Here is an 18747-nt window from a genome sequence, read left to right as displayed (position 1 = left end):
TTGAAAAGTGGGTATTAAAGCTCAATTCGAAACACAGATGTTGTGCCTGACACTTCATTGCCTACTGCGATAAAGTGTTGTCCGTTACGAGCAAAGTAGTTGATTGACTCCGGCGCCAAATCACCTGCTTTTGGATTGTAAGTGTCGTTCGCGCATTCGCCATCTTCCACTTCTGTACAAACTGGTTGGCTGTAATCACGACGGTTTACGTAATGTAGGAACTGCGCTTGTTTCGGGTCTGTGATGTCATAAATCATGATGCCGCCTTGACGCTCCAAGCCGATGAACGCGTAATGACGACCATTGATTTGTGCTACTTCAATTGCCTCTGGCTCAATGCCTTTGTCATCGCTGCGGTCATCGCCACTGTCATTGCTATCGTTGGTGCTGTTGAAGTTTTTACCTTCATTCATTAGTGCGATGGTCGCGAAATTGTCACCACTATCGAAAACCAACTCACCGTTTTCATCCCAAATAGAGAATGAACGGGCACCAAAGGCTTGAACATTGTCTTGTGCAGAAAGCGTTTGTTCAGGCTTAATCACTTTTAGACGCGCGAGTTGTTTGTTGTCTTTTAGTGCCTCTGCTAATGGGTGGTCTGCCGCGACTTTCAGCTTCTTACCGCGCACTTCGTCGACATGGCTTAAACAGGTGCCTTGCTCAGAAGTATATTCATCTGTACCGAGGTAATCGTCTTCATCCCACTTGAAGCCTGCTTGGTCACATAGAGCTTGTGTTGTTTTGAAGCCATACTCACGACCGTCACCTTCGTTGGCAGAGAGGAGGTAAGTTTTACCATCTACCGAGTAGCTGTCGAGGGTATCTGGCATATACAGACCAACCAGCTGTGGGTAGCTCTTAAAGTTGCCAATGATTTTGTCTTTGTTCGAAGCATCCAGTTTTGAATCAGACCAAGATTTCTCACCCAGACTCACAATCTTCTCTACCGATTTGATTTCTGGGTTTACGATTGCCATTGCATTGTTCTCTTGCAGTGCAACGTAGATTTTTCCGTTGTCAGCAAAGGTGAGGTATTCCGGTTCTAGATCTTGCGCCGCCGTTGCATTTGGGCCTGAGATTCGAACATCAGCAGGTAATTCAGACTTACGTACACCATCAAACTCATTGAAACCAATTTGCGTGACGTCTGCTTGGTTTACGCCTTGGCTCAAGTCGATCAATGTGATGCTGCCCTCAGGATCGACACTGTAGTCACCATTTGGCTCACCTTCGTTTGCTGTCGCAATGTATCTGCCATCTTTTGAGAAGCCAACCATGTCTGGCAATGCGCCAGTAGGGAAGGTGGTGATAAGCGACAAATCATCCGAGCGGTACAAGCCAACAATGCCATTCGCCTGCTTATTGCTGTTTTCAATTGCTACAGCGACTAAACCATTAAAGACTGCAACGCTGTTTGCTGCGCCAATTTCAACGCCTGCCGCTTTGCCCGCGCTGTTGAGATCGATGAATGCGGTTTGCGTTGGTGCGCCGTTGTCATCCATAGAAAGCACATCGACACGCTTTGCTTGAGCGTTGACCACGTAAAGCTTGTCAGTACATGCATCATATTGAACGATTTCTGCTGCCGACGTATCGAATGGTGCGTCAGCGATAGACGTTCCCATAAAGGTCAAACCTTGGATGGATGTCTCTCCAGCAACAGGTGCTACTGGTGCTTTACATTGGGCTGCAAACGAAGAGAGAGAATCGTCAGGTTGAGATGAACATGCGATGGCAAGTGAAGATAATGCCAATACGCCTATTGCCTTAAATGGGGTGGTCATGATATTTCCTTATTAAGCAGATACAATGTTGCTCAATGCACCTAAATTAGATATCTATTCATTCACTACAACAGTGAGGAATAGTGCATTGATTGATGTGTTATTAAATAAGGCTCTGAATATATTTATGATTTATGACTCTTATATTGGCTTTTGATGAAACAAATGTGTCAGTTTTAATCTGAACGTATGTCGAACACCTAAGATGAAAAGACACTAGGAACTAGAAATAATGGAACTTAAAGAATTTTTGGATGCGCTAGCGGCATCACCTGAGACAGTCGAATTTGAAACGACAATGGCAGCGATAGAGGCAAACTACGCGTTTACGCCAGCGGCTTTTGTGAATGGTGAAACGCATAACAATGCCGGTGAGAATAACGGCTCGTGCAAGATCTTCGCGTTTGGTCAATTGAATAACCTAAGCAAAGAGGCGACGCTAGCGTGTTTTGGTCGCTTCTACCGTGAAGACGTATTGGCACATCCAGAGAACAACGACCATCAAAACATTCGTAACTTTATGGTGACAGGTTGGGATGGTGTGAAGTTTGAATCCCAAGCGTTAGCGCAGAAATAGTTCGCAGACCTCACCTTCATTTCAATGATAGCCAGTCCGTTATGTCCTATGTTCGATAGGTTAGGCGACTGGCTTTTTCTCCAAACATTTACGACACAAACAAAGTTGTCCCGCTTCTGGCTTGGGTAGATCTCTGGGCTCAATATCAAAGCACCAGCACGTCTCTTTCCCCGCAGCAATATCGCAGTGCGCGTTCGTGCCACACTCAGGACAAGAGTGGGTTGAATCATTTCCAACCAATTGTTCGATGATCGCGTCTCGTTGAGCATCAGACTTATCTTTCCACTGCACGATTTCTTCCATGGTTCGGTGACAGCCAGAACAGATTCCGCCGTTGTTTTTACAGGCTGCGCGGCAAGGTGACTTCATTATTTTTCTCGTTATGCTTTCCAGTAAGCGGCGTACTTTAACATGAAATTGTGCAGCGGGAAGCTCAATACTTGATTCAACAAAATATCCATTGAGTGAATAAATACTGGTTAAATTTATATGGAATGATAAACTGTATATTCAATTTTAGGAGGCGTCATGTTTAAACCGTATTTTAAGTGCATCACCTTGTCTGTTTTTATCATTCTTTTGGCTGGTTGTGCCAGAGGTCCACAAGTCGATGAGACTAAATTTACTTCGTATGAGGACTTTCGACCGGGTCCTGAAGGCAGAGTCGATTTAGTGTGGGCAAGAGATGACATTAAAGATGCGCAAACATTAAAAGCCGTTCTAGATAAATACGATAGCGTACTGGTGGATCGTGTTTTTGTGGTGGTGAAAGATGCTGAGTTGGATGATGAGAGCATTAATGAACTGTCTGACTACATGGTGATGAGGCTCAAAGAGAAGATCTCGACCAATAAACGCATTGTGGATGAGCCAAGTGACTCAACACTGCGTTTGAGTATCGCGATCAGTAATGTGGAAACGCCTAATCCGATCTTAGCGGTAACAAGCTCTGTGCTGCCTTTTGGTATTGGTGTTTCTACAATATCCAAGCTAACAACGGGCGAGCACACCAATGTGGGAGAGGCGACCATTGAATTACTGGTAAGCGACTCTAAAACGGCGGAGCCTATCTTTGCGGTGATAGACCGACATGTTGGCGATAAAGATTTGGATAACATTGTTGACGGGTTAAGTGGAGCGAAAGACGCAATCGACTGGTGGGTTAATCGATTATTTGTTACTTTCGACAACCAAGTTACCCAAATCTAGGTCGTTAGACAAAACGCCATGTTAGAAAAAGAAAATTTAATCAAACTCGCTCGAATGCAAATGCCGTTTGGCAAATACGCAGGGCGAGTACTGATTGATCTTCCAGAAGAATACCTACTCTGGTTTGCCAATAAAAAACAATTTCCTTCGGGCGAATTGGGTGATTTAATGCAGCTCTGTTTGGCTCTCAAGATTGAGGGCTTAGATTCTGTTGTGAAGCCACTGAAAAATGTTAACTACCCCAAAAATCTATAACTATGCTCGCGTTAGCACCACCAAGCAGATACATGGCGCTGGTTTAGAAACGCAGCAGCAAAAAAACGTCCTTGAAAGCCTATCTTTAGAACATAACCTTCCTATTCACGATGAGAACTTCGTCGATCAGGGTCTAAGCGCATATCATGGGAAGCATAAAGAGGGAGCGCTTGGCGTTGTGTTGTCTCGAATCGATAGCGGTGAAATTCCTGCGGGTAGTATTCTAGTCGTTTTCTCTCTCGACCGCCTTTCGAGAGAAACCGTTAATATCGCGATGGAGCAACTGCTTAGGATCATCAACCGAGGTGTGCGTGTGTATACCCATATTGATAGTAAAATGTTTGATGCGAAGAGCAAACATTTGACAGTAGATCTCATAATGTCACTGTTGACCATGCAGCTTGCAAACGAGGAATCAGAAACCAAATCAAAGCGAACGATTGGTGCTTCAAAAGTTGCCTTGAAACGTTGGAAGGAAACCAGCGAGTCACAACGTAACCTTGGGCGCACGCCACTTTGGATCGATCAAAGTACCAACACGTTTAATATCAATGCTGAAGGTGTCAAAAAAGCGGTTGAAATGAAGATTGCTGGTTATGGTGACTTAAAAATCAAGCAATATCTTGATGCAAACTTCGAATACAAGCCTACAAGGAAAAAGGGGCGCGTCAAACAATCAAACACTTGGGATTACACGTCCATTTACCAACTATGGGATAGACGAACACTGATAGGTGAGAAGGCTTTTAAGATAGAGGGGGTGGAACATGTTATGGAAAACTATTATCCAGCATTGATTGATGAAGATACATTCCGAAAGTTGCAAGCTTTAAAGAAAAGAAAGAAAGGTAGAGACACTGGAAGCGGCAAAATCCCTTTATTAAAAAGCCTTGTTCGTTGCGGTATTTGCGGTGGTGCGATGGTCTTTATGGATAAAGGTGGCGACAATGTTAGTTATGTGTGTAATTTGGCATCGAAGGGCGAGCATGAACGTGAACTATACAATGCCAATATGCTTGACCTATTGACGCTAGAGGTTTGTAAAGATGCTTATCTTGTTGAATCAGGGAATGCTAATAATAGCGTTATTGATACTGAAAAATTAAAACTAGAGGCTGAGTTGGAGAAGCAGCAAGAAAGCCGAGATAATTTACGTGATTATTATAAAGCTACCCCAACAAAAACCTTTCTAGATCTTATTGCTGACAATGAAGCTAAAATCTTGGATCTTGAAGCAAGGTTAGATGCCATAAACCAAAATAGTGTAGTGATTAACGCTGATGAGTTGGCAAGCTTACCTGAAATCTACAGTGATGATGTTCGCTCAGACTATTTACATCCTGAGAGGTTGGCTATTCGCAATAATCTCTATCGGTTTATATCATCAATTATAGTGACTCGCTCTGTTGAGTCTTGCAGTGATGCCAAAACGAAGATAGCAAACTGTATTGATATTACATGGCACTTCAAAAATGGACAAAAGCGTAGGTTGGCAATGTTGCCTTACAAGTACATGCAAACAGATGATGGTGGCAAAGCTCTATATTTGCCATTTGTGTATATGTACAGCAGCACAAATAACATTAAGGTTGAAGATGGCAGCCAGTTCTTATCAGATATACTAAAAAAACTGCATAAACTCGATTTGACAAAATATTTGTTTCCGTCAAAAGGCCGTTATAAATGGAGCCATTTGGTTTTGGTTTGTGGCAAATCTTATTGGGTACCGCTTACTGATGGCGTGTTTTTAGAGTCACATGATTTAAGTTATCGTCATGTATTCGAGTTCAATCGTGATGGCTATGAGGTGGTACAGACCTTGAACTCTCAAAATTTCCTTTCCCTTATGTTCAATGACCCATCAACGGATGATATCGTTTACGACTATCCAGAGTCTACATTCATTGAATTAGTCTGTAAGTTTGGCTTCGCTGAAACGCGTGATTTTACAGAGTTTTTACGGGATAATCACTTCAATAGAGAACTCTACGCATCACTCGACTTTTTGATGTCGTAAGAGTTGTTCGCTTTATTGTTGATAACGCTTCTAGAGCGCCGATGCAAGGTGATGTAGAGGCGTTATCTTTTTGCGGTGCTTGGCAGCGTATGCCACTGATACCAAGTAACAAATATTAAAAATACCAAGGCTAGATAAACATGCCAAACTCTGCAATCAACCAAGATGAAATCAACAAAGCCGTCTGGTCGGCGTGCGATACTTTCCGTGGCACCGTAGACCCATCTATCTACAAAGACTTCATCTTGACCATGCTGTTCTTAAAATACATCTCAGATGTACGCCAAGACAAAGTTGAAGAACTTACTAAACAGTTCGGTGACAACAAAGAGATGGTTGAAGCCATGCTTGCCAGCCAATCATTCAAAATTCCAACAGGCTCAACCTTCTGGGATTTGTATGATGCACGTAATACCGCAGGTAACGGTACTCGTATTGACCAAGCTCTGCACGCGATTGAAGAAGCCAACGGCACCAAGCTTAAAGGCGTGTTCCAAGACATCAGCTTTAACACCGATAAATTGGGTGATGAAAAGCAAAAGAACGACATCCTACGTCACCTTTTGGAAGACTTTGGTAAGCCAACTCTAAACCTACGTCCAAGCCGTGTTGGTTCGCTGGATGTGATTGGTAACGCTTACGAATACCTGATCAAACACTTTGCCGCAGGTAGCGGAAAATCGGCAGGTGAATTCTATACCCCACCAGAGGTATCGGATCTGCTTTCTATCATCCTAGAGCCACAACAAGGCGACAGTATTTGTGACCCAGCGTGTGGTTCAGGCTCGCTATTGATGAAATGTGGTAAGCAAGTTCAAAAGAACTTTGGCGGCTCTAAGCAGTATGCCCTGTTTGGTCAAGAAGCAATTGGCTCTACATGGTCATTGGCAAAAATGAACATGTTCCTGCATGGCGAAGACAACCACCGCATTGAATGGGGCGATACCATTCGTAACCCTAAGCTGCAAGATGCTAATGGTGGCTTACTGCACTTTGACGTAGTAACCGCAAACCCGCCCTTCTCATTAGATAAATGGGGTCATGAAGACGCAGAAAACGATCACTTTGGTCGTTTCCGTCGTGGCGTGCCACCAAAAACCAAAGGCGACTACGCTTTCATCTCGCACATGATCGAGACTTTAAAACCTGAAACTGGTCGTATGGGTGTGGTTGTGCCTCATGGTGTGCTATTCCGCGCATCAAGCGAGGGTAAAATCCGTCAACAACTGATTGAAGAAAACCTATTAGATGCTGTGATCGGCTTACCTGAAAAACTGTTCTTTGGTACGGGCATTCCTGCGGCAATCTTGATCTTCAAGAAGAAGAAAGATACTAATGATGTGATGTTTATTGATGCTTCGCGTGAGTTTAAGTCAGGTAAAAACCAGAACGTACTGACGGCAGAAAACATCAACAAGATCGTGAAGACCTACCGCAGCGGCGACAACGTGGATAAGTACGCGTATGTGGCCACCCTTGATGAGATCCGTGAGAACGACTACAACCTCAACATTCCTCGCTACGTGGATACGTTTGAAGAAGAAGCGGAAATCGATTTGATGGTGGTACGTAGTCAGCGTTTGGCGCTGCAAACTGAACTCGCTGATCTAGAAGCGGAAATGGCGGGCTACCTAGAGGAGTTGGGTTATGGTGCCTAATGGTTGGCTTAAAACTGATCTCAATCCCTTTATAGATATCAAACATGGCTTTGCCTTTAAGAGTGAATACTTTAGAGAGGAAGGTGAGTATGTGCTTTTAACTCCTGGTAGTTTCTATGAACCAGGTGGCTTTCGCGACCAAAAGAGCAAAACTAAGTATTATGTGGGCGACATTCCCAAAGGATATTTACTATCAAAAGGCGAGTTACTTGTTGCTATGACCGAACAAGCTGCTGGGCTTTTGGGTAGTACGTTGTTTGTCCCTAGTCATGATCGCTATTTGCATAATCAACGGCTTGGTCTGATTCAAATAAAAGACAAAAATGGTATTTGTCCTGAGTTTCTATACCTAACTTACAATTCACCATATGTTAGAAAACAAATAGCAGAGCAATCTACAGGAACCAAAGTAAAGCACACATCGCCAGATAAGCTTAAATCTGTGATTTGTTTGCTTCCACCACTCCCTGAACAACGCAAAATCGCCCAAATCCTTTCGACATGGGATCGCGGTATTGCAACCACAGAAAAGCTGATTGATGCCAGCAAGCAGCAGAAAAAAGCCTTAATGCAACAGTTGTTGACGGGTAAAAAGCGTTTGGTTGATCCTGAAACGGGTAAAGCGTTTGAGGGGGAGTGGGAAGAGGTGCGTCTAATCGATACTGTTAGTAAAGAAAAGTACAGCTTTACTGGCGGACCATTTGGCTCTGATCTTAAATCATCAGACTACACAGAAAATGGCGTTCGAATTATTCAACTTCAGAACATTGGAGATGGTACTTTTCATAACTCTTACCAAATATTTACGAGTCAGGAAAAGGCCGATGAATTAGTTAGTTGTAATATTTTTCCAGACGACATCATAATTTCAAAGATGGGTGATCCAGTTGCACGTGCAACTTTGATACCTCATATCCATCAAAGATATTTAATGGCCTCTGATGGTATTCGCTTAGCTATTGATAAATCTAAGTACAATAACAGATTTATCCTTGAAACCATTAACTATCGTGAATTTAGAAACAATGCCCTAGCTAAAAGCACAGGCTCTACGAGAAGACGAATTGGTTTAACAGATCTAAAAAATATTAAGTTTCGAGTTCCTGAACTTATCGAGCAACAAAAAATCGCCTCCGTCCTCACTGCTGCCGACAAGGAAATCGAGTTGTTAGAAGCCAAGCTTGCACACTTCAAGCAAGAGAAAAAAGCGTTGATGCAGCAGTTGTTGACGGGTAAGCGTCGCGTTTCCCTGTCATCTTAGTGCTTGTCGCCCTTTTGCAAAAAAGACGGGCTACGCTTTTCTACCCCAATCACATAGGACAACTATGTTCATGGGGCTAGAAAAGCTTGCCGCCTAGCGACAAACCCTAAGCTTTAAGGGAACAAGTTTCTGAAACCGAAGCCGCTTAATTGGCGCATCTTTTGACTACCGATACAGGGCTTGTTTAGCAAGCCCTGATTAACAATAAGAACAATGTCATAGGCTAAGTATGGATATCAAAGCTAAATTAGAAAGCCTTCTACTCACAGAGCATCAACAACTCTCTCAAGCACAGAGAGAGAAAGTGATTCACTACTTGGTAAACCAGCAGCTTAATATTTTGATCGTTGGTGCCACAGGGGCTGGTAAAAGCTCCACTATCAATGCATTGTTTGCGATCGAACAAGCTAAGGTTGGTGTTGGTGCCGATCCGATGACAATGGATATCACTCGCTACGACTTAGGAAACCTAGTGCTGTGGGACACACCGGGGTTAGGGGATGGTGTCGAAAAGGATAAGCAGCATATCCAGAAAATTATCCATCAGTTACAACAAAAAGATGGCAACAACGCTTTTGTCATCGATCTTGTTTTGGTTATCTTGGATGGAAGTTCTAGAGATATGGGGACATCATTTGAATTGATCAACAACGTTGTCATTCCTCATCTGGGAGAACAACCTGCGAAGCGTATCTTGGTTGCAATCAATCAAGCGGATGTGGCATACAAGGGAACAAATGGTTGGGACTTTGGCACTAATGCGCCAACTGAAGTTGGATACCGATTTTTGGATGAAAAGGTTGAAAATGTTAAGCAACGTATTTATGCGTCAACTCAAGTAATGGTTGAGCCAATGTATTTTTCTGCGGGCTACCAAGATCAATTTGGTAAACAGTGTCCGTTTAATTTATCGAAGTTGCTTTACATGATTGTGGAAAAAGCACCAAACGAGAAACGATTAGCATTGCGCACCAATCTTTCACAGAAGAAAGAAAGCTGGAAGAGTTCTGATGGGCGTAAAGACTATAACACGAGTACAAAAGAATCTTTCGGTCTGGGCAAAATAATAGGCGGAATTGTCGGCTTTTTCTTTGGGTTGTTTTAATGGCGCATTTTCTTGTACTCGGTGCTACTGGTGTTGGTAAATCATCAACTATCAATGCACTTACCCAAAAAACGATGGCAAAAGTGGGGTATGGCTCAGAGCCAAAAACACAAAAGCTGATGGGGTATGGAGCGAATGGCTATGTGTTATGGGATACACCAGGTTTAGGGGAAGGCGTGAATGAAGATATTCGTCATATCCAACATATCAAATCACTTCTTTCAGACAGTTCAGCCTACCACATTAATCATATTCTGCTGATTGTTGAAGCCAACAAGCGAGATCTCGGCACCGTGTATAAGGTGATTGAGGAAATCGTTCACCCCAAATACTCCAAATCACTGACGATTGTTCTGAATCAAGCCGATCAAGCGATGAAAGGCCGTAATTGGGATCATTCACAACATTCGCCAACAATGCCCTTGGTAGAATTTCTTAACAATCAAGCGGAAACAATTCAAGCGCGAGTCAAAGAGAATACAGGGGCTGCGATCAAATGTCCTTTATACTATTCCGCCGCCACGGGCTTTGGTGTTTCAGAACTTCATCAATATCTTAAGCAATTGAGCCTAGAGTATAAAAATGCACGATTTCGATAGGATAGAGCAGCTATTTCAGCAAATGCTGGCTTTGACAACAAAGCCCCAACAAGAGTTAACTATTTTCGGTATAGGAAGCCGTGGCTACTATGAAAACCCTACCACAGACATCCTTGCGTTTTTTTTAGATGACAGTGGTGCCCATGGATTAGATGCGCTTGTTTTAACTGCATTAATGGATACTCTTCCAGAGCCTTTTAACAAGCTGGATTGTTCTTTGTCTACATCACCTGAACGTGAGGTCAAAACCAAGCGAGGGAAAAGGATTGATCTCTTACTAGAAAGTGAAGAGTGGGTGATGCTGATAGAGAACAAGGTATTTCATACCAAAGTGAACCCGTTCAGTGATTACCAGAACCATTTGCTAAAAGATAACATCAATCGCTATGGGGGTAAGGAAACGATATTTGTACTGCTGTCTCCTGACGGTTTGGTGCCAGCTAAGCAACAGGATCGCTGGATAGGGGTTAGCTATTCGCAGTTTATCGAATCGATAAAGAAGGCATTGGCAAACTGCTTTCTGTCTCAACCTATGAATAAGTGGGTCATCTTATTACGTGAGTTTATTCTTCATCTGGAGAGTGTGATGTCAACGCCTAACGTATCAAAAGAAGCATTGGATTTCGTGCTTGATAACCTTACACAGATTAAAAAAATCCAAGATTTAAAAACGAAAACAATTAAACAATATCAACAAAGCCTTCATCAGCAGCTTGAATCGATGTTAGATACAACATTGCATTCAGCGCTTGTTCATTGGTATGGATATCCTGCGATTCGTTTTGCATACACCAACTGGCCAACAGATTCAGATGTTGTTCTATTTTTAGATGGGCGAGAAAGTAAATCATTTTGTATCAATTACTATTCAAGTGAGATAAATGACGATGCTTCAAGAAAAGTAGCGGATGAACATTTTATGGAACAAGACTGCCGTCAACCATGGAATGAAGTTCGTGATACGTGTCGTTGCTACAAAGCCCATTTTGATAACGATGGTATCGAGCACATGCAAGATAAGCTCGCACACAAGTTACGACTGATGAACGACTTTGAACATAACATTCGCCCTACCATAGAAATGAACTAATGATGCAGCATCAACTCCCTAACTTCAAAGAAGAGCAGAGTGCAAAGATCCCTGCACTCGCAATTCTAACTAACCTTGGTTACCAATTCATTCCGCCGAGTGAATGCATGGCAATGCGTGGCAACAAAACTACGGTGATCTTGCCGCAAATCTTACGCAAGGTATTAAGCTATAAAACCTATTCATTCATGGGTAAAGAGCGCCATTTATCACAAGCTGCGATTGACAAAATCGTGCAAGAGCTTGCCAATCCTGCCATGAATGAAGGGCTTAAAGCGGCCAATGAGAAGCTCTATAACGCGTTAACCTACGGTATTGGCGTCACCGAGTTTGTTGATGGCAAAAAAGCGAACCCAACCATTCAAATCATTGATTGGGACGCACCTGAAAACAACCAATTTCATTTCACCGAAGAGATGGATGTAGACAATACTCAAGGTACAACCTACTACACGCCTGATATCATTTGTTTTGTGAATGGATTACCGTGGGTAGTGATCGAAGCAAAACGACCTAATTCGTCAACGACAGGGAAACCGACGATTGATGAAGGCATCTCTCAAACGATTCGAAATCAGAAGCAAGAGTATATTCCAACCCTGTTTGCATACAATCAGTTGGTGATGTCCGTCAATGGGCATGATGGACGCTACGCTACATGCGGTACACCGAGTAAGTTTTGGGCGAAATGGAAAGAAGAAGAAATTAGTGAAAGCACCTTTGAACGCCTCAAAAACACGCCGTTGAATGGCGCTCAACTGAATGCAATTTTCAGCCATCGCACGCCAGCAATCAAAGATGAATACCTGTCACTGATTGCAGGCGGTGATTTAGTGGTGACCGATCAAGATCGCTTATTGGTCTCCTTGCTGCGCCATGACCGCTTACTAGAGCTAACCCGTTTATTTACCCTGTTTGATAAAAAAGCAGGCAAGATTGTTGCGCGTTATCAGCAAGTTTTTGGTATCAAAGCCTTAGTGGAGCGCATCACTTCTTTTGATGATAAAGGCGCACGTAACGGTGGTGTGATCTGGCATACCACTGGTTCAGGCAAATCATTCACGATGGTGTTTTTGTCAAAAGCACTGATTTGGCTAAAAGAGTTAGCTAAATGCCGCGTTGTGGTTGTGACTGACCGTGTGGATTTAGAAGACCAACTTGCTCGCACCTTTGCCTCTGGCGGCGCACTGTCAGATAAAGACAAAAAAGAGGCAATGGCAACCACAGGTAAACGCCTTGCAGAGCAAATCGGTAAAGGCAATGAGCGTATCATTTTCTCGATCATCAACAAGTTTGGTACGGCGATTAACCTACCTGAATGCTACAACGATAGCCCTGACATTATCGTATTAGTGGATGAGGGGCACCGTAGCCAAAACGGTGAGAACAACATCCGAATGCAGCAAGCCTTGCCGAAAGCCGCTTACATCGGTTTCACTGGTACACCTCTGCTGCAAGACGATAAAACCGAGAATAAGTTCGGTAAGATCATTCACTCTTACACCATGCAGCAAGCCGTCGAAGATGGCACCGTTACCCCTTTGCTTTATGAAGAACGTATTCCCGATCTGAGCACCAACGACAAAGCCATTGATGCATGGTTTGACCGTATCACCGATACTCTATCGGAAAAGCAACGTGCAGACTTAAAACGCAAATTCGCGCAAAAAGGTCAGATCTACCAAACTGAAGGGCGTTTAGAGTTAATCGCGCACGATATTTCTGATCACTTCCAGAACTTCAAGCAGCAAGGTTTGAAAGGACAACTGGCATGTGATTCTAAAACCTCTGCAATCCGCTATAAGAAGCTTCTCGACCAAATCGGTAAAGTCACTTCAGTGGTTGCGATGTCGCCACCAGATACCCGTGAGGGACACGATAACGTCGATAATGAAAGTACCGATCTGGTGCAAAATTGGTGGAAAGAGAACGTCACACAGAAAGGCTGGAGCGATGAAAAAGCCTACACCAAGCACATCATCCAAGAATTTGAAAAGGATGAAGGTCCCGACATTATGATCGTGGTCGATAAACTGCTAACGGGCTTTGATGAGCCTAAAAACACGGTATTGTATATCGACAAGCCGTTAAAGCAGCACAACCTTATTCAAGCCATTGCGCGTGTTAACCGCCTGCACAGCAAAAAGCAGTTCGGTTATTTGATTGATTACCGTGGCATCCTCAAAGAGTTGGATATCACCATTGAAAAGTACCAAGACTTGGCTGAACGCACCCAAGGCGGCTTTGATATCGATGATCTCAAAGGTTTATATAACCGCATGGATACCGAGTATAAGAAGTTGCCAGGTTTATATGATGACCTTTGGGCCATTTTTTCTGGTGTGAAGAACAAGCAAGATGGACAAGCACTTCGTCAGGCTTTGGCACCTAAAATTGATACCATTGATGGTCAATTAACAGATACCAACTTAAAACTGCGTAATGATTTTTATGATGCGTTGACGGCGTTTGCTAACTGCCTAAAAGTCGCACTGCAATCAGCGACGTACTTTGAAGACAAAAGTTTTGACGCCATTTTCCCCAACACGACCGTGGGCACTCGCCAGCACTACAAGAATACACTGAAGTCCATGAGCCAACTGCGTCAACAAGTACGTGCAGATGCTGAAGAAACCGTGGACTACGACGAGTATTCGGAAAATATTCGCGCCATGCTAGACAAGCACATTGCAGGTGTGTCGATTGAAGAGCCTGAGGGGGCTTATCTGGTTGGCAACATGGGTAAAGATGCCAAACCAGAGCAAATGACCGATGATGAAGCCAATAACAAAAAAGATGTTATCACAGGTCGCGTGACCAAGATGATTGAGCAAGATTTGGCGGATGATCCGTATGCTCAAGAGTATTTCTCGAACCTGTTAAAGCAAGCCATCGCTAAAACCAAAGAGATGTTTGATAGCCCGGTTAAACAGTACCTTTTGTTTGCTGACTTTGAACAACAAGTAAAGGATCGCGATGTAGCAGGATTACCGACAGACCGTTTTGCAGAGCTTGATCCTAAAATCAAACGTCATGTTCAAGCCTACTATGGTCTGTTCTTGAAAGTGTTGGGAGAGCCTTTGCCTTTAAGCGAAGAGCAATGCTTTCAGTATGCGTTAGACATTGATGGCATTGTGCGTAAAGCGGTTGCCGAGTTTTCAATTAACCCATCGGAGATTGAAAACCAAATCCGTTTAGGGCTATTGCCACTACTGTTTAATGATGTTGGTATCGACAAAGCGCAAGGCATTATCACGGATGTCATTCAGATCACTCGCCTTGGCTTGTCAGGTCACTAAGTATGACTTCTGTTAACCATAAAGAAGGCAATATCGAGGAATACAGCTTCATCTACGGTGATGAAGCTGTTACCTATGAAGTGATCCGCAAGGTATTTGCTGAAGGCAAGAAAAAGAAAATCACCATCCGAGTGCATCCAGATTGCCGAGTGGCTGTCACAGCGCCTCAAGACGCTGAGAAATCGGCAATACACGAAGCGGTTATGCAACGCGCTCAATGGATTTGGAATGCATTGGTAGAGTTTCGAACTCATTTAGAATACGTTCAAACCAAGCACTACGTGAGCGGTGAGATGCAATTCTATCTAGGCCGTCGATATGTGTTAAAGGTGGTTGAAGACAGAGATGCTATTTCCAACGTGAAGATGGAACGAGGCAAGCTGTTAGTCACGCTCAACCGCTTCAATGAAAATAAGCCAAAGCTCGTTAAAGCACTGGTGTCTGGTTGGTATGGCGTTCGTGCCGAGCGCGTATTCCATGAACGCTTAGCTGCGCTGTTGCCGCAGGCAACGTGGGTAGAGGGCATCCCTTCATTTCGCATTATGCCGATGCAAAAACAGTGGGGAAGCTGCTCTGCTAAAGGCACGTTGATGCTTAACCCTCACCTAATCAAAGCCCCCAAAGAGTGTATTGACTACGTGATCTTACATGAGCTTTGCCACATCGCAGAATACAACCATAGCGAGCGTTTTTGGCGCTTATTAACCAGCGTGATGCCGAACTGGAAAGAAGTGAAAAGCCGTTTAGATGGGATGGCGGAGTTGTATTTGAATGAGTGAGAGAATGGTTAATACGTACCTATTTCAGGGCAACCCCAAATATTACGATATGGATACCTACTTGGCGACACATCCATACATTTACTGGCGCTGTCCAAACTACAAAGATAAGATTCAAATCGGAGACAAAGCCATATTGTGGCGAGCTGGTAAAGATGCAGGCATGATTGCTATTGGGGAAATTGTTGAAGCCCCAACTCTTGCATCAAGTATCAAGTTTCCTGAATTGCTGGGGCAGCGTTTCTGGACTTCGGACGAAATGGATGTCAACGATATAAAGGTTGGCATTGCTATCAGTGAAGTTAGATTGACTTGTGGTGAGCATTCAACAACACGAGAGCACTTCAAGTCAGATTCAGTTGTCAGCAAACATCGGATTATTACTAATCCCACTGGTACAGTATTTCAAGTCGAAGCTACCATAGCTCATGTAATGCTCTCTGCTTGGAATAATAGCGATGATTCAGATGAAGAGATCGATGAAATCACGCCTAGTAACGTTACGGACTGTGAGGGTAAGTATCGTTATGTCCTGCACAAAAGAAGAGAGCGTTCAAGTGCTTTGCGCAAGGCGAAAGTTAAGCATTTTCTGACAACCAATGACTTCATCCATTGCGAACTATGCCGTGAAAATCTAAATGAGAAATACCCAAGTTCTCTTTCTGAAGGATATATTGAAGTCCATCATATCAAACCAATATCAACACTGGCGGAGCACACACCGACTCACATCGACGATCTGATACTTCTATGCCCGAATTGTCATAGGATGGTTCATCGAACAAAAGATGCTGAGAAAAACTTGGAAGAGTTGAGGTTGTGGTTTTTTAGATAAGTTCGATTTCGCCAGACTTTTGATTTTTCGCCAAGACTTCTGCCAATTTACGCGGATTGTTAATGTTGTTGACCTCTGATTTATTCTTTTTGCGTTTGTTCTTCATGTTGGTGTTCCTTGCAAGTCAATAACCCACACAATAGCCCAAAACAATATCCATTTAGTATCCATTTCTGCTGTTACTAGCCCAAACCATCAGGTTGGCGCTATATGCGCCTTTAGGTGGTGTTTTGAGGTTGATGAAGGGACTGTTCTGATTAAGGGTGAACTTACCTTTTGATTGGAGTGGTGTTTTTTCGATAAGTTATAACCACCACGTATTCCTTTGTTTCTTCCACTGTGGTCCTTGATTTGTGTTAAGAGCATGGCTGTAAGCCAACATATAGGATTGGAACAATCCTCCAAAAACAAACTAGCGTAGCTAGTCTGGATCTTGGATCTCAGTTCGTGTTTGTTGTGGTTCTTTCTCTTATAAAAAAGAGAAAGTGAGTTTTATAAGTTTCATTCTTTTAATAAGTTAAAGATTTTCGTGGTTAAAAGGTGTTTACTATCAATGGTTTAAATGGTGTTTGGGAGAGAAATACCTCCCTTTTGGGAGGGGAATACCCCCCCTTGGGAGAGGGATGCCCTCCCTTTGGGAGAGGGATGCTCCCCCGTTGGGGGAGAGACGCCCCCCTTTTTTTGGGCGAGAGAGGCGTTGACTCCTCTCCCAAATGTTTTTATCTTTTAAGAAAAAAGAGAATCATGAAAATGCCACTTACCCTGATCGATGATTCGCGTACTGCGAATTTTAGCAATTACCTTTTATCGCACGATGCTTCTATCACACAACAGCGTCTACTTATCTCTGCGGTGGCGGCGTTTGCACCTACTAGCAAAGTTATGAACGCAGAAATTAATGAGTTTGTTGGTGGTATCGAGGCAGATCTTATTGCTCTTGAGGATACTAAGAAGATATCTGAACGATTGAAAGCATTTGATGATCTGCCACGCATTACTAATAATATTAAATTTGAAGGTGAGGTGGGTAGTGAAGAGCGAAAGGTGATTTGGTCTGCGACTGCTGCCCTTGAATGTACGCACATGTTTTTTGCAAGCAATGCCCAGTACCGCATATTCAACTTCGATCCTCGCGACTTCATTAACTACTGGACGCCGGAGTTGCTAGCGCGAGAGGACGCTAAGATGTCGGCAATCACAAAAGCAATGAATAAAAGCTTAAAGAAACTCTCAGGCGCTATATACGAAGCCTGCCTCACCGAAAATGGAGAGAAAGTTCATCGCCATATCCCTGTTTTTAGTGAGATCGCGGTGACATCAAAAGCGGTTCAAGTGAGGTTGAACTCTGCATTTATGCCGTATCTTGTCTTTTACTCAAGCGAATTACTTAAATTGGGTTTTACTCAACTTCCAATTTATTTTGTGCGTCACGCAACTAGCGAGCATACCATGAAGCTGCTGATGGCTCTACTTCGCCGTATTAACCTAAAAGGGGCTGCAGGTGTACGTGAGATCACAATTGATATGGATAAGTTTCGCGACGAAATGGGCGTTAAAGAGCAGTATAAGAAGCGCCTAGATCTATCCCGGTACGTGATTAATAAAGCTGTTAGCGATATCTTGGCTATTACCGCCAACGTCGATGCTACAAATAAAGCGATTGATGATGGCACCGCTGAATTGGATGCGCGTAAAAAAGCAAGCTTCAAGCTACTGAAGGTTAAGGGTAATTCTGATGAGCCGAATAATTACTATGAGTTTAACGAGCGCGGTAGAAAAACGTACTCAATCACATTTAAGATTGATCCGACTGAGTTAGTGACGAAGAAGCGAGAAACAGCTAATTCTAACGCTGGTTGGAAGGTTGCTCATGATGATGCGCTTAAAGCAGAGACAAAGTTACCTAAATCAGCAAAGAAAAAAATGAAGAATGACAAACTTAGAAATCCGCCGCCAGTCGCACTCCCTGATTTCGTAACTAATCCGTTAGCACTGGATGTATTTGATTCAAATGATGACTCAGCCGAGCCTAGCTTGATGGATTTGCTTGGGTTTGAGGGGAGGATTGGCAAGGGTGGCGGTAATCTTGAGATCTTAAATGCAGTGAAAGACAGTAAGCCTTTTTAAGCACCAACAAATAATTAACGCAGAGACCTTCGGGTCTCTTTTTTGTGGGCGTTGAATTATTAAATGGTTTAATAATTTTTAATAAAGCACCGCTGTGTTCGTGGGTTTGGCGCATGCACCCACCAGAGCAGAATAGCTTAACAAACAATTCT

15 protein-coding genes are annotated in these 18747 nt (G+C 43.3%); 13 read left to right on the top strand and 2 right to left on the bottom strand.

Annotated elements, in window-relative coordinates:
• Positions 1–14: 14 nt before the first annotated feature.
• Positions 15–1784 (bottom strand): choice-of-anchor I family protein, encoded by a 1770-nt coding sequence (locus VCHENC03_RS21575; RefSeq protein ID WP_009704712.1) that lies wholly within the window; start codon positions 1782–1784, stop codon positions 15–17.
• Between the two features lie 232 nt (positions 1785–2016).
• On the opposite strand from VCHENC03_RS21575, the gene VCHENC03_RS21580 reads away from it, so the two are divergent.
• The gene (locus tag VCHENC03_RS21580; protein WP_009704711.1) at positions 2017–2361 is read left to right on the top strand and encodes a HopJ type III effector protein; all 345 of its coding nucleotides are present in this window, start codon (positions 2017–2019) and stop codon (positions 2359–2361) included.
• 60 nt (positions 2362–2421) lie between these two features.
• Here VCHENC03_RS21580 and VCHENC03_RS0125395 read toward each other — a convergent pair whose 3' ends face one another.
• Positions 2422–2730, bottom strand: coding sequence for a cysteine-rich CWC family protein (locus VCHENC03_RS0125395; protein ID WP_032802083.1), 309 nt, complete (start codon positions 2728–2730; stop codon positions 2422–2424).
• 159 nt (positions 2731–2889) lie between these two features.
• Here VCHENC03_RS0125395 and VCHENC03_RS21585 point away from each other — a divergent pair, with 159 nt between their 5' ends.
• The 12 genes from VCHENC03_RS21585 (at position 2890) to VCHENC03_RS21635 (ending at position 18595) form a co-directional block, all read left to right on the top strand.
• On the top strand, positions 2890–3570 hold the full coding sequence (locus VCHENC03_RS21585; protein ID WP_009704709.1) for a DUF3313 domain-containing protein: 681 nt from the start codon (positions 2890–2892) through the stop codon (positions 3568–3570).
• 18 nt (positions 3571–3588) lie between these two features.
• Positions 3589–3825 (top strand): DUF3820 family protein, encoded by a 237-nt coding sequence (locus tag VCHENC03_RS21590; protein WP_009704708.1) that lies wholly within the window; start codon positions 3589–3591, stop codon positions 3823–3825.
• Positions 3800–5842: a recombinase family protein gene (locus VCHENC03_RS21595; protein WP_009704707.1), complete on the top strand. Its 2043-nt coding sequence runs from the start codon at positions 3800–3802 to the stop codon at positions 5840–5842. Before VCHENC03_RS21590 ends, VCHENC03_RS21595 begins: the two co-directional genes overlap by 26 nt.
• A gap of 140 nt (positions 5843–5982) precedes the next feature.
• Complete coding sequence (locus VCHENC03_RS21600; protein WP_009704706.1) at positions 5983–7500, top strand: type I restriction-modification system subunit M; 1518 nt, start codon at positions 5983–5985, stop codon at positions 7498–7500.
• Entirely contained in the window at positions 7490–8761 is a 1272-nt protein-coding gene (locus VCHENC03_RS21605; RefSeq protein ID WP_009704705.1) for a restriction endonuclease subunit S, read from the top strand. Before VCHENC03_RS21600 ends, VCHENC03_RS21605 begins: the two co-directional genes overlap by 11 nt.
• A 229-nt stretch (positions 8762–8990) precedes the next feature.
• Positions 8991–9866 carry a GTPase family protein gene (locus VCHENC03_RS21610; protein WP_009704704.1) on the top strand — a complete coding sequence of 292 codons (876 nt, stop codon included), beginning with the start codon at positions 8991–8993 and terminating at the stop codon, positions 9864–9866.
• Entirely contained in the window at positions 9866–10465 is a 600-nt protein-coding gene (locus tag VCHENC03_RS21615; RefSeq protein ID WP_009704703.1) for a GTPase family protein, read from the top strand. Before VCHENC03_RS21610 ends, VCHENC03_RS21615 begins: the two co-directional genes overlap by 1 nt.
• Entirely contained in the window at positions 10449–11555 is a 1107-nt protein-coding gene (locus tag VCHENC03_RS21620; RefSeq protein ID WP_009704702.1) for a PD-(D/E)XK nuclease family protein, read from the top strand. Before VCHENC03_RS21615 ends, VCHENC03_RS21620 begins: the two co-directional genes overlap by 17 nt.
• Positions 11556–11557: 2 nt before the next feature.
• Positions 11558–14854: a type I restriction endonuclease subunit R gene (locus VCHENC03_RS21625; protein ID WP_009704701.1), complete on the top strand. Its 3297-nt coding sequence runs from the start codon at positions 11558–11560 to the stop codon at positions 14852–14854.
• A gap of 2 nt (positions 14855–14856) precedes the next feature.
• Positions 14857–15633, top strand: a complete 777-nt coding sequence (locus VCHENC03_RS21630) for a M48 family metallopeptidase (RefSeq protein WP_009704700.1) — start codon at positions 14857–14859, stop codon at positions 15631–15633.
• Between the two features lie 4 nt (positions 15634–15637).
• A complete protein-coding gene (locus VCHENC03_RS26390) occupies positions 15638–16468 on the top strand; it encodes an HNH endonuclease (RefSeq protein WP_050554361.1) in 831 nt (276 codons plus the stop codon).
• A gap of 744 nt (positions 16469–17212) precedes the next feature.
• Complete coding sequence (locus tag VCHENC03_RS21635) at positions 17213–18595, top strand: replication initiation protein (RefSeq protein ID WP_032802081.1); 1383 nt, start codon at positions 17213–17215, stop codon at positions 18593–18595.
• Positions 18596–18747: the final 152 nt, after the last annotated feature.

The organism is Vibrio sp. HENC-03, assembly GCF_000305755.2.
GTDB classification, from domain to species: Bacteria; Pseudomonadota; Gammaproteobacteria; order Enterobacterales; family Vibrionaceae; genus Vibrio; species Vibrio owensii.
The sequence above is the reverse complement of the archived record's forward strand: the minus strand, read 5'-3'. Positions and strand labels throughout refer to the sequence as shown.

Excerpts from the sequence above, each read along its gene's own strand:
- VCHENC03_RS21585 (WP_009704709.1), top strand. The coding sequence starts at position 2,890 with ATGTTTAAACCGTATTTTAAGTGCATCACCTTGTCTGTTTTTATCATT.
- VCHENC03_RS21605 (WP_009704705.1), top strand. The coding sequence starts at position 7,490 with ATGGTGCCTAATGGTTGGCTTAAAACTGATCTCAATCCCTTTATAGAT.
- VCHENC03_RS21600 (WP_009704706.1), top strand. The coding sequence starts at position 5,983 with ATGCCAAACTCTGCAATCAACCAAGATGAAATCAACAAAGCCGTCTGG.
- VCHENC03_RS0125395 (WP_032802083.1), bottom strand. The coding sequence starts at position 2,730 with ATGAAGTCACCTTGCCGCGCAGCCTGTAAAAACAACGGCGGAATCTGT.
- VCHENC03_RS21620 (WP_009704702.1), top strand. The coding sequence starts at position 10,449 with ATGCACGATTTCGATAGGATAGAGCAGCTATTTCAGCAAATGCTGGCT.
- VCHENC03_RS21635 (WP_032802081.1), top strand. The coding sequence starts at position 17,213 with ATGAAAATGCCACTTACCCTGATCGATGATTCGCGTACTGCGAATTTT.
- VCHENC03_RS26390 (WP_050554361.1), top strand. The coding sequence starts at position 15,638 with ATGGTTAATACGTACCTATTTCAGGGCAACCCCAAATATTACGATATG.
- VCHENC03_RS21590 (WP_009704708.1), top strand. The coding sequence starts at position 3,589 with ATGTTAGAAAAAGAAAATTTAATCAAACTCGCTCGAATGCAAATGCCG.
- VCHENC03_RS21630 (WP_009704700.1), top strand. The coding sequence starts at position 14,857 with ATGACTTCTGTTAACCATAAAGAAGGCAATATCGAGGAATACAGCTTC.
- VCHENC03_RS21610 (WP_009704704.1), top strand. The coding sequence starts at position 8,991 with ATGGATATCAAAGCTAAATTAGAAAGCCTTCTACTCACAGAGCATCAA.
- VCHENC03_RS21595 (WP_009704707.1), top strand. The coding sequence starts at position 3,800 with ATGTTAACTACCCCAAAAATCTATAACTATGCTCGCGTTAGCACCACC.
- VCHENC03_RS21625 (WP_009704701.1), top strand. The coding sequence starts at position 11,558 with ATGCAGCATCAACTCCCTAACTTCAAAGAAGAGCAGAGTGCAAAGATC.
- VCHENC03_RS21615 (WP_009704703.1), top strand. The coding sequence starts at position 9,866 with ATGGCGCATTTTCTTGTACTCGGTGCTACTGGTGTTGGTAAATCATCA.
- VCHENC03_RS21575 (WP_009704712.1), bottom strand. The coding sequence starts at position 1,784 with ATGACCACCCCATTTAAGGCAATAGGCGTATTGGCATTATCTTCACTT.
- VCHENC03_RS21580 (WP_009704711.1), top strand. The coding sequence starts at position 2,017 with ATGGAACTTAAAGAATTTTTGGATGCGCTAGCGGCATCACCTGAGACA.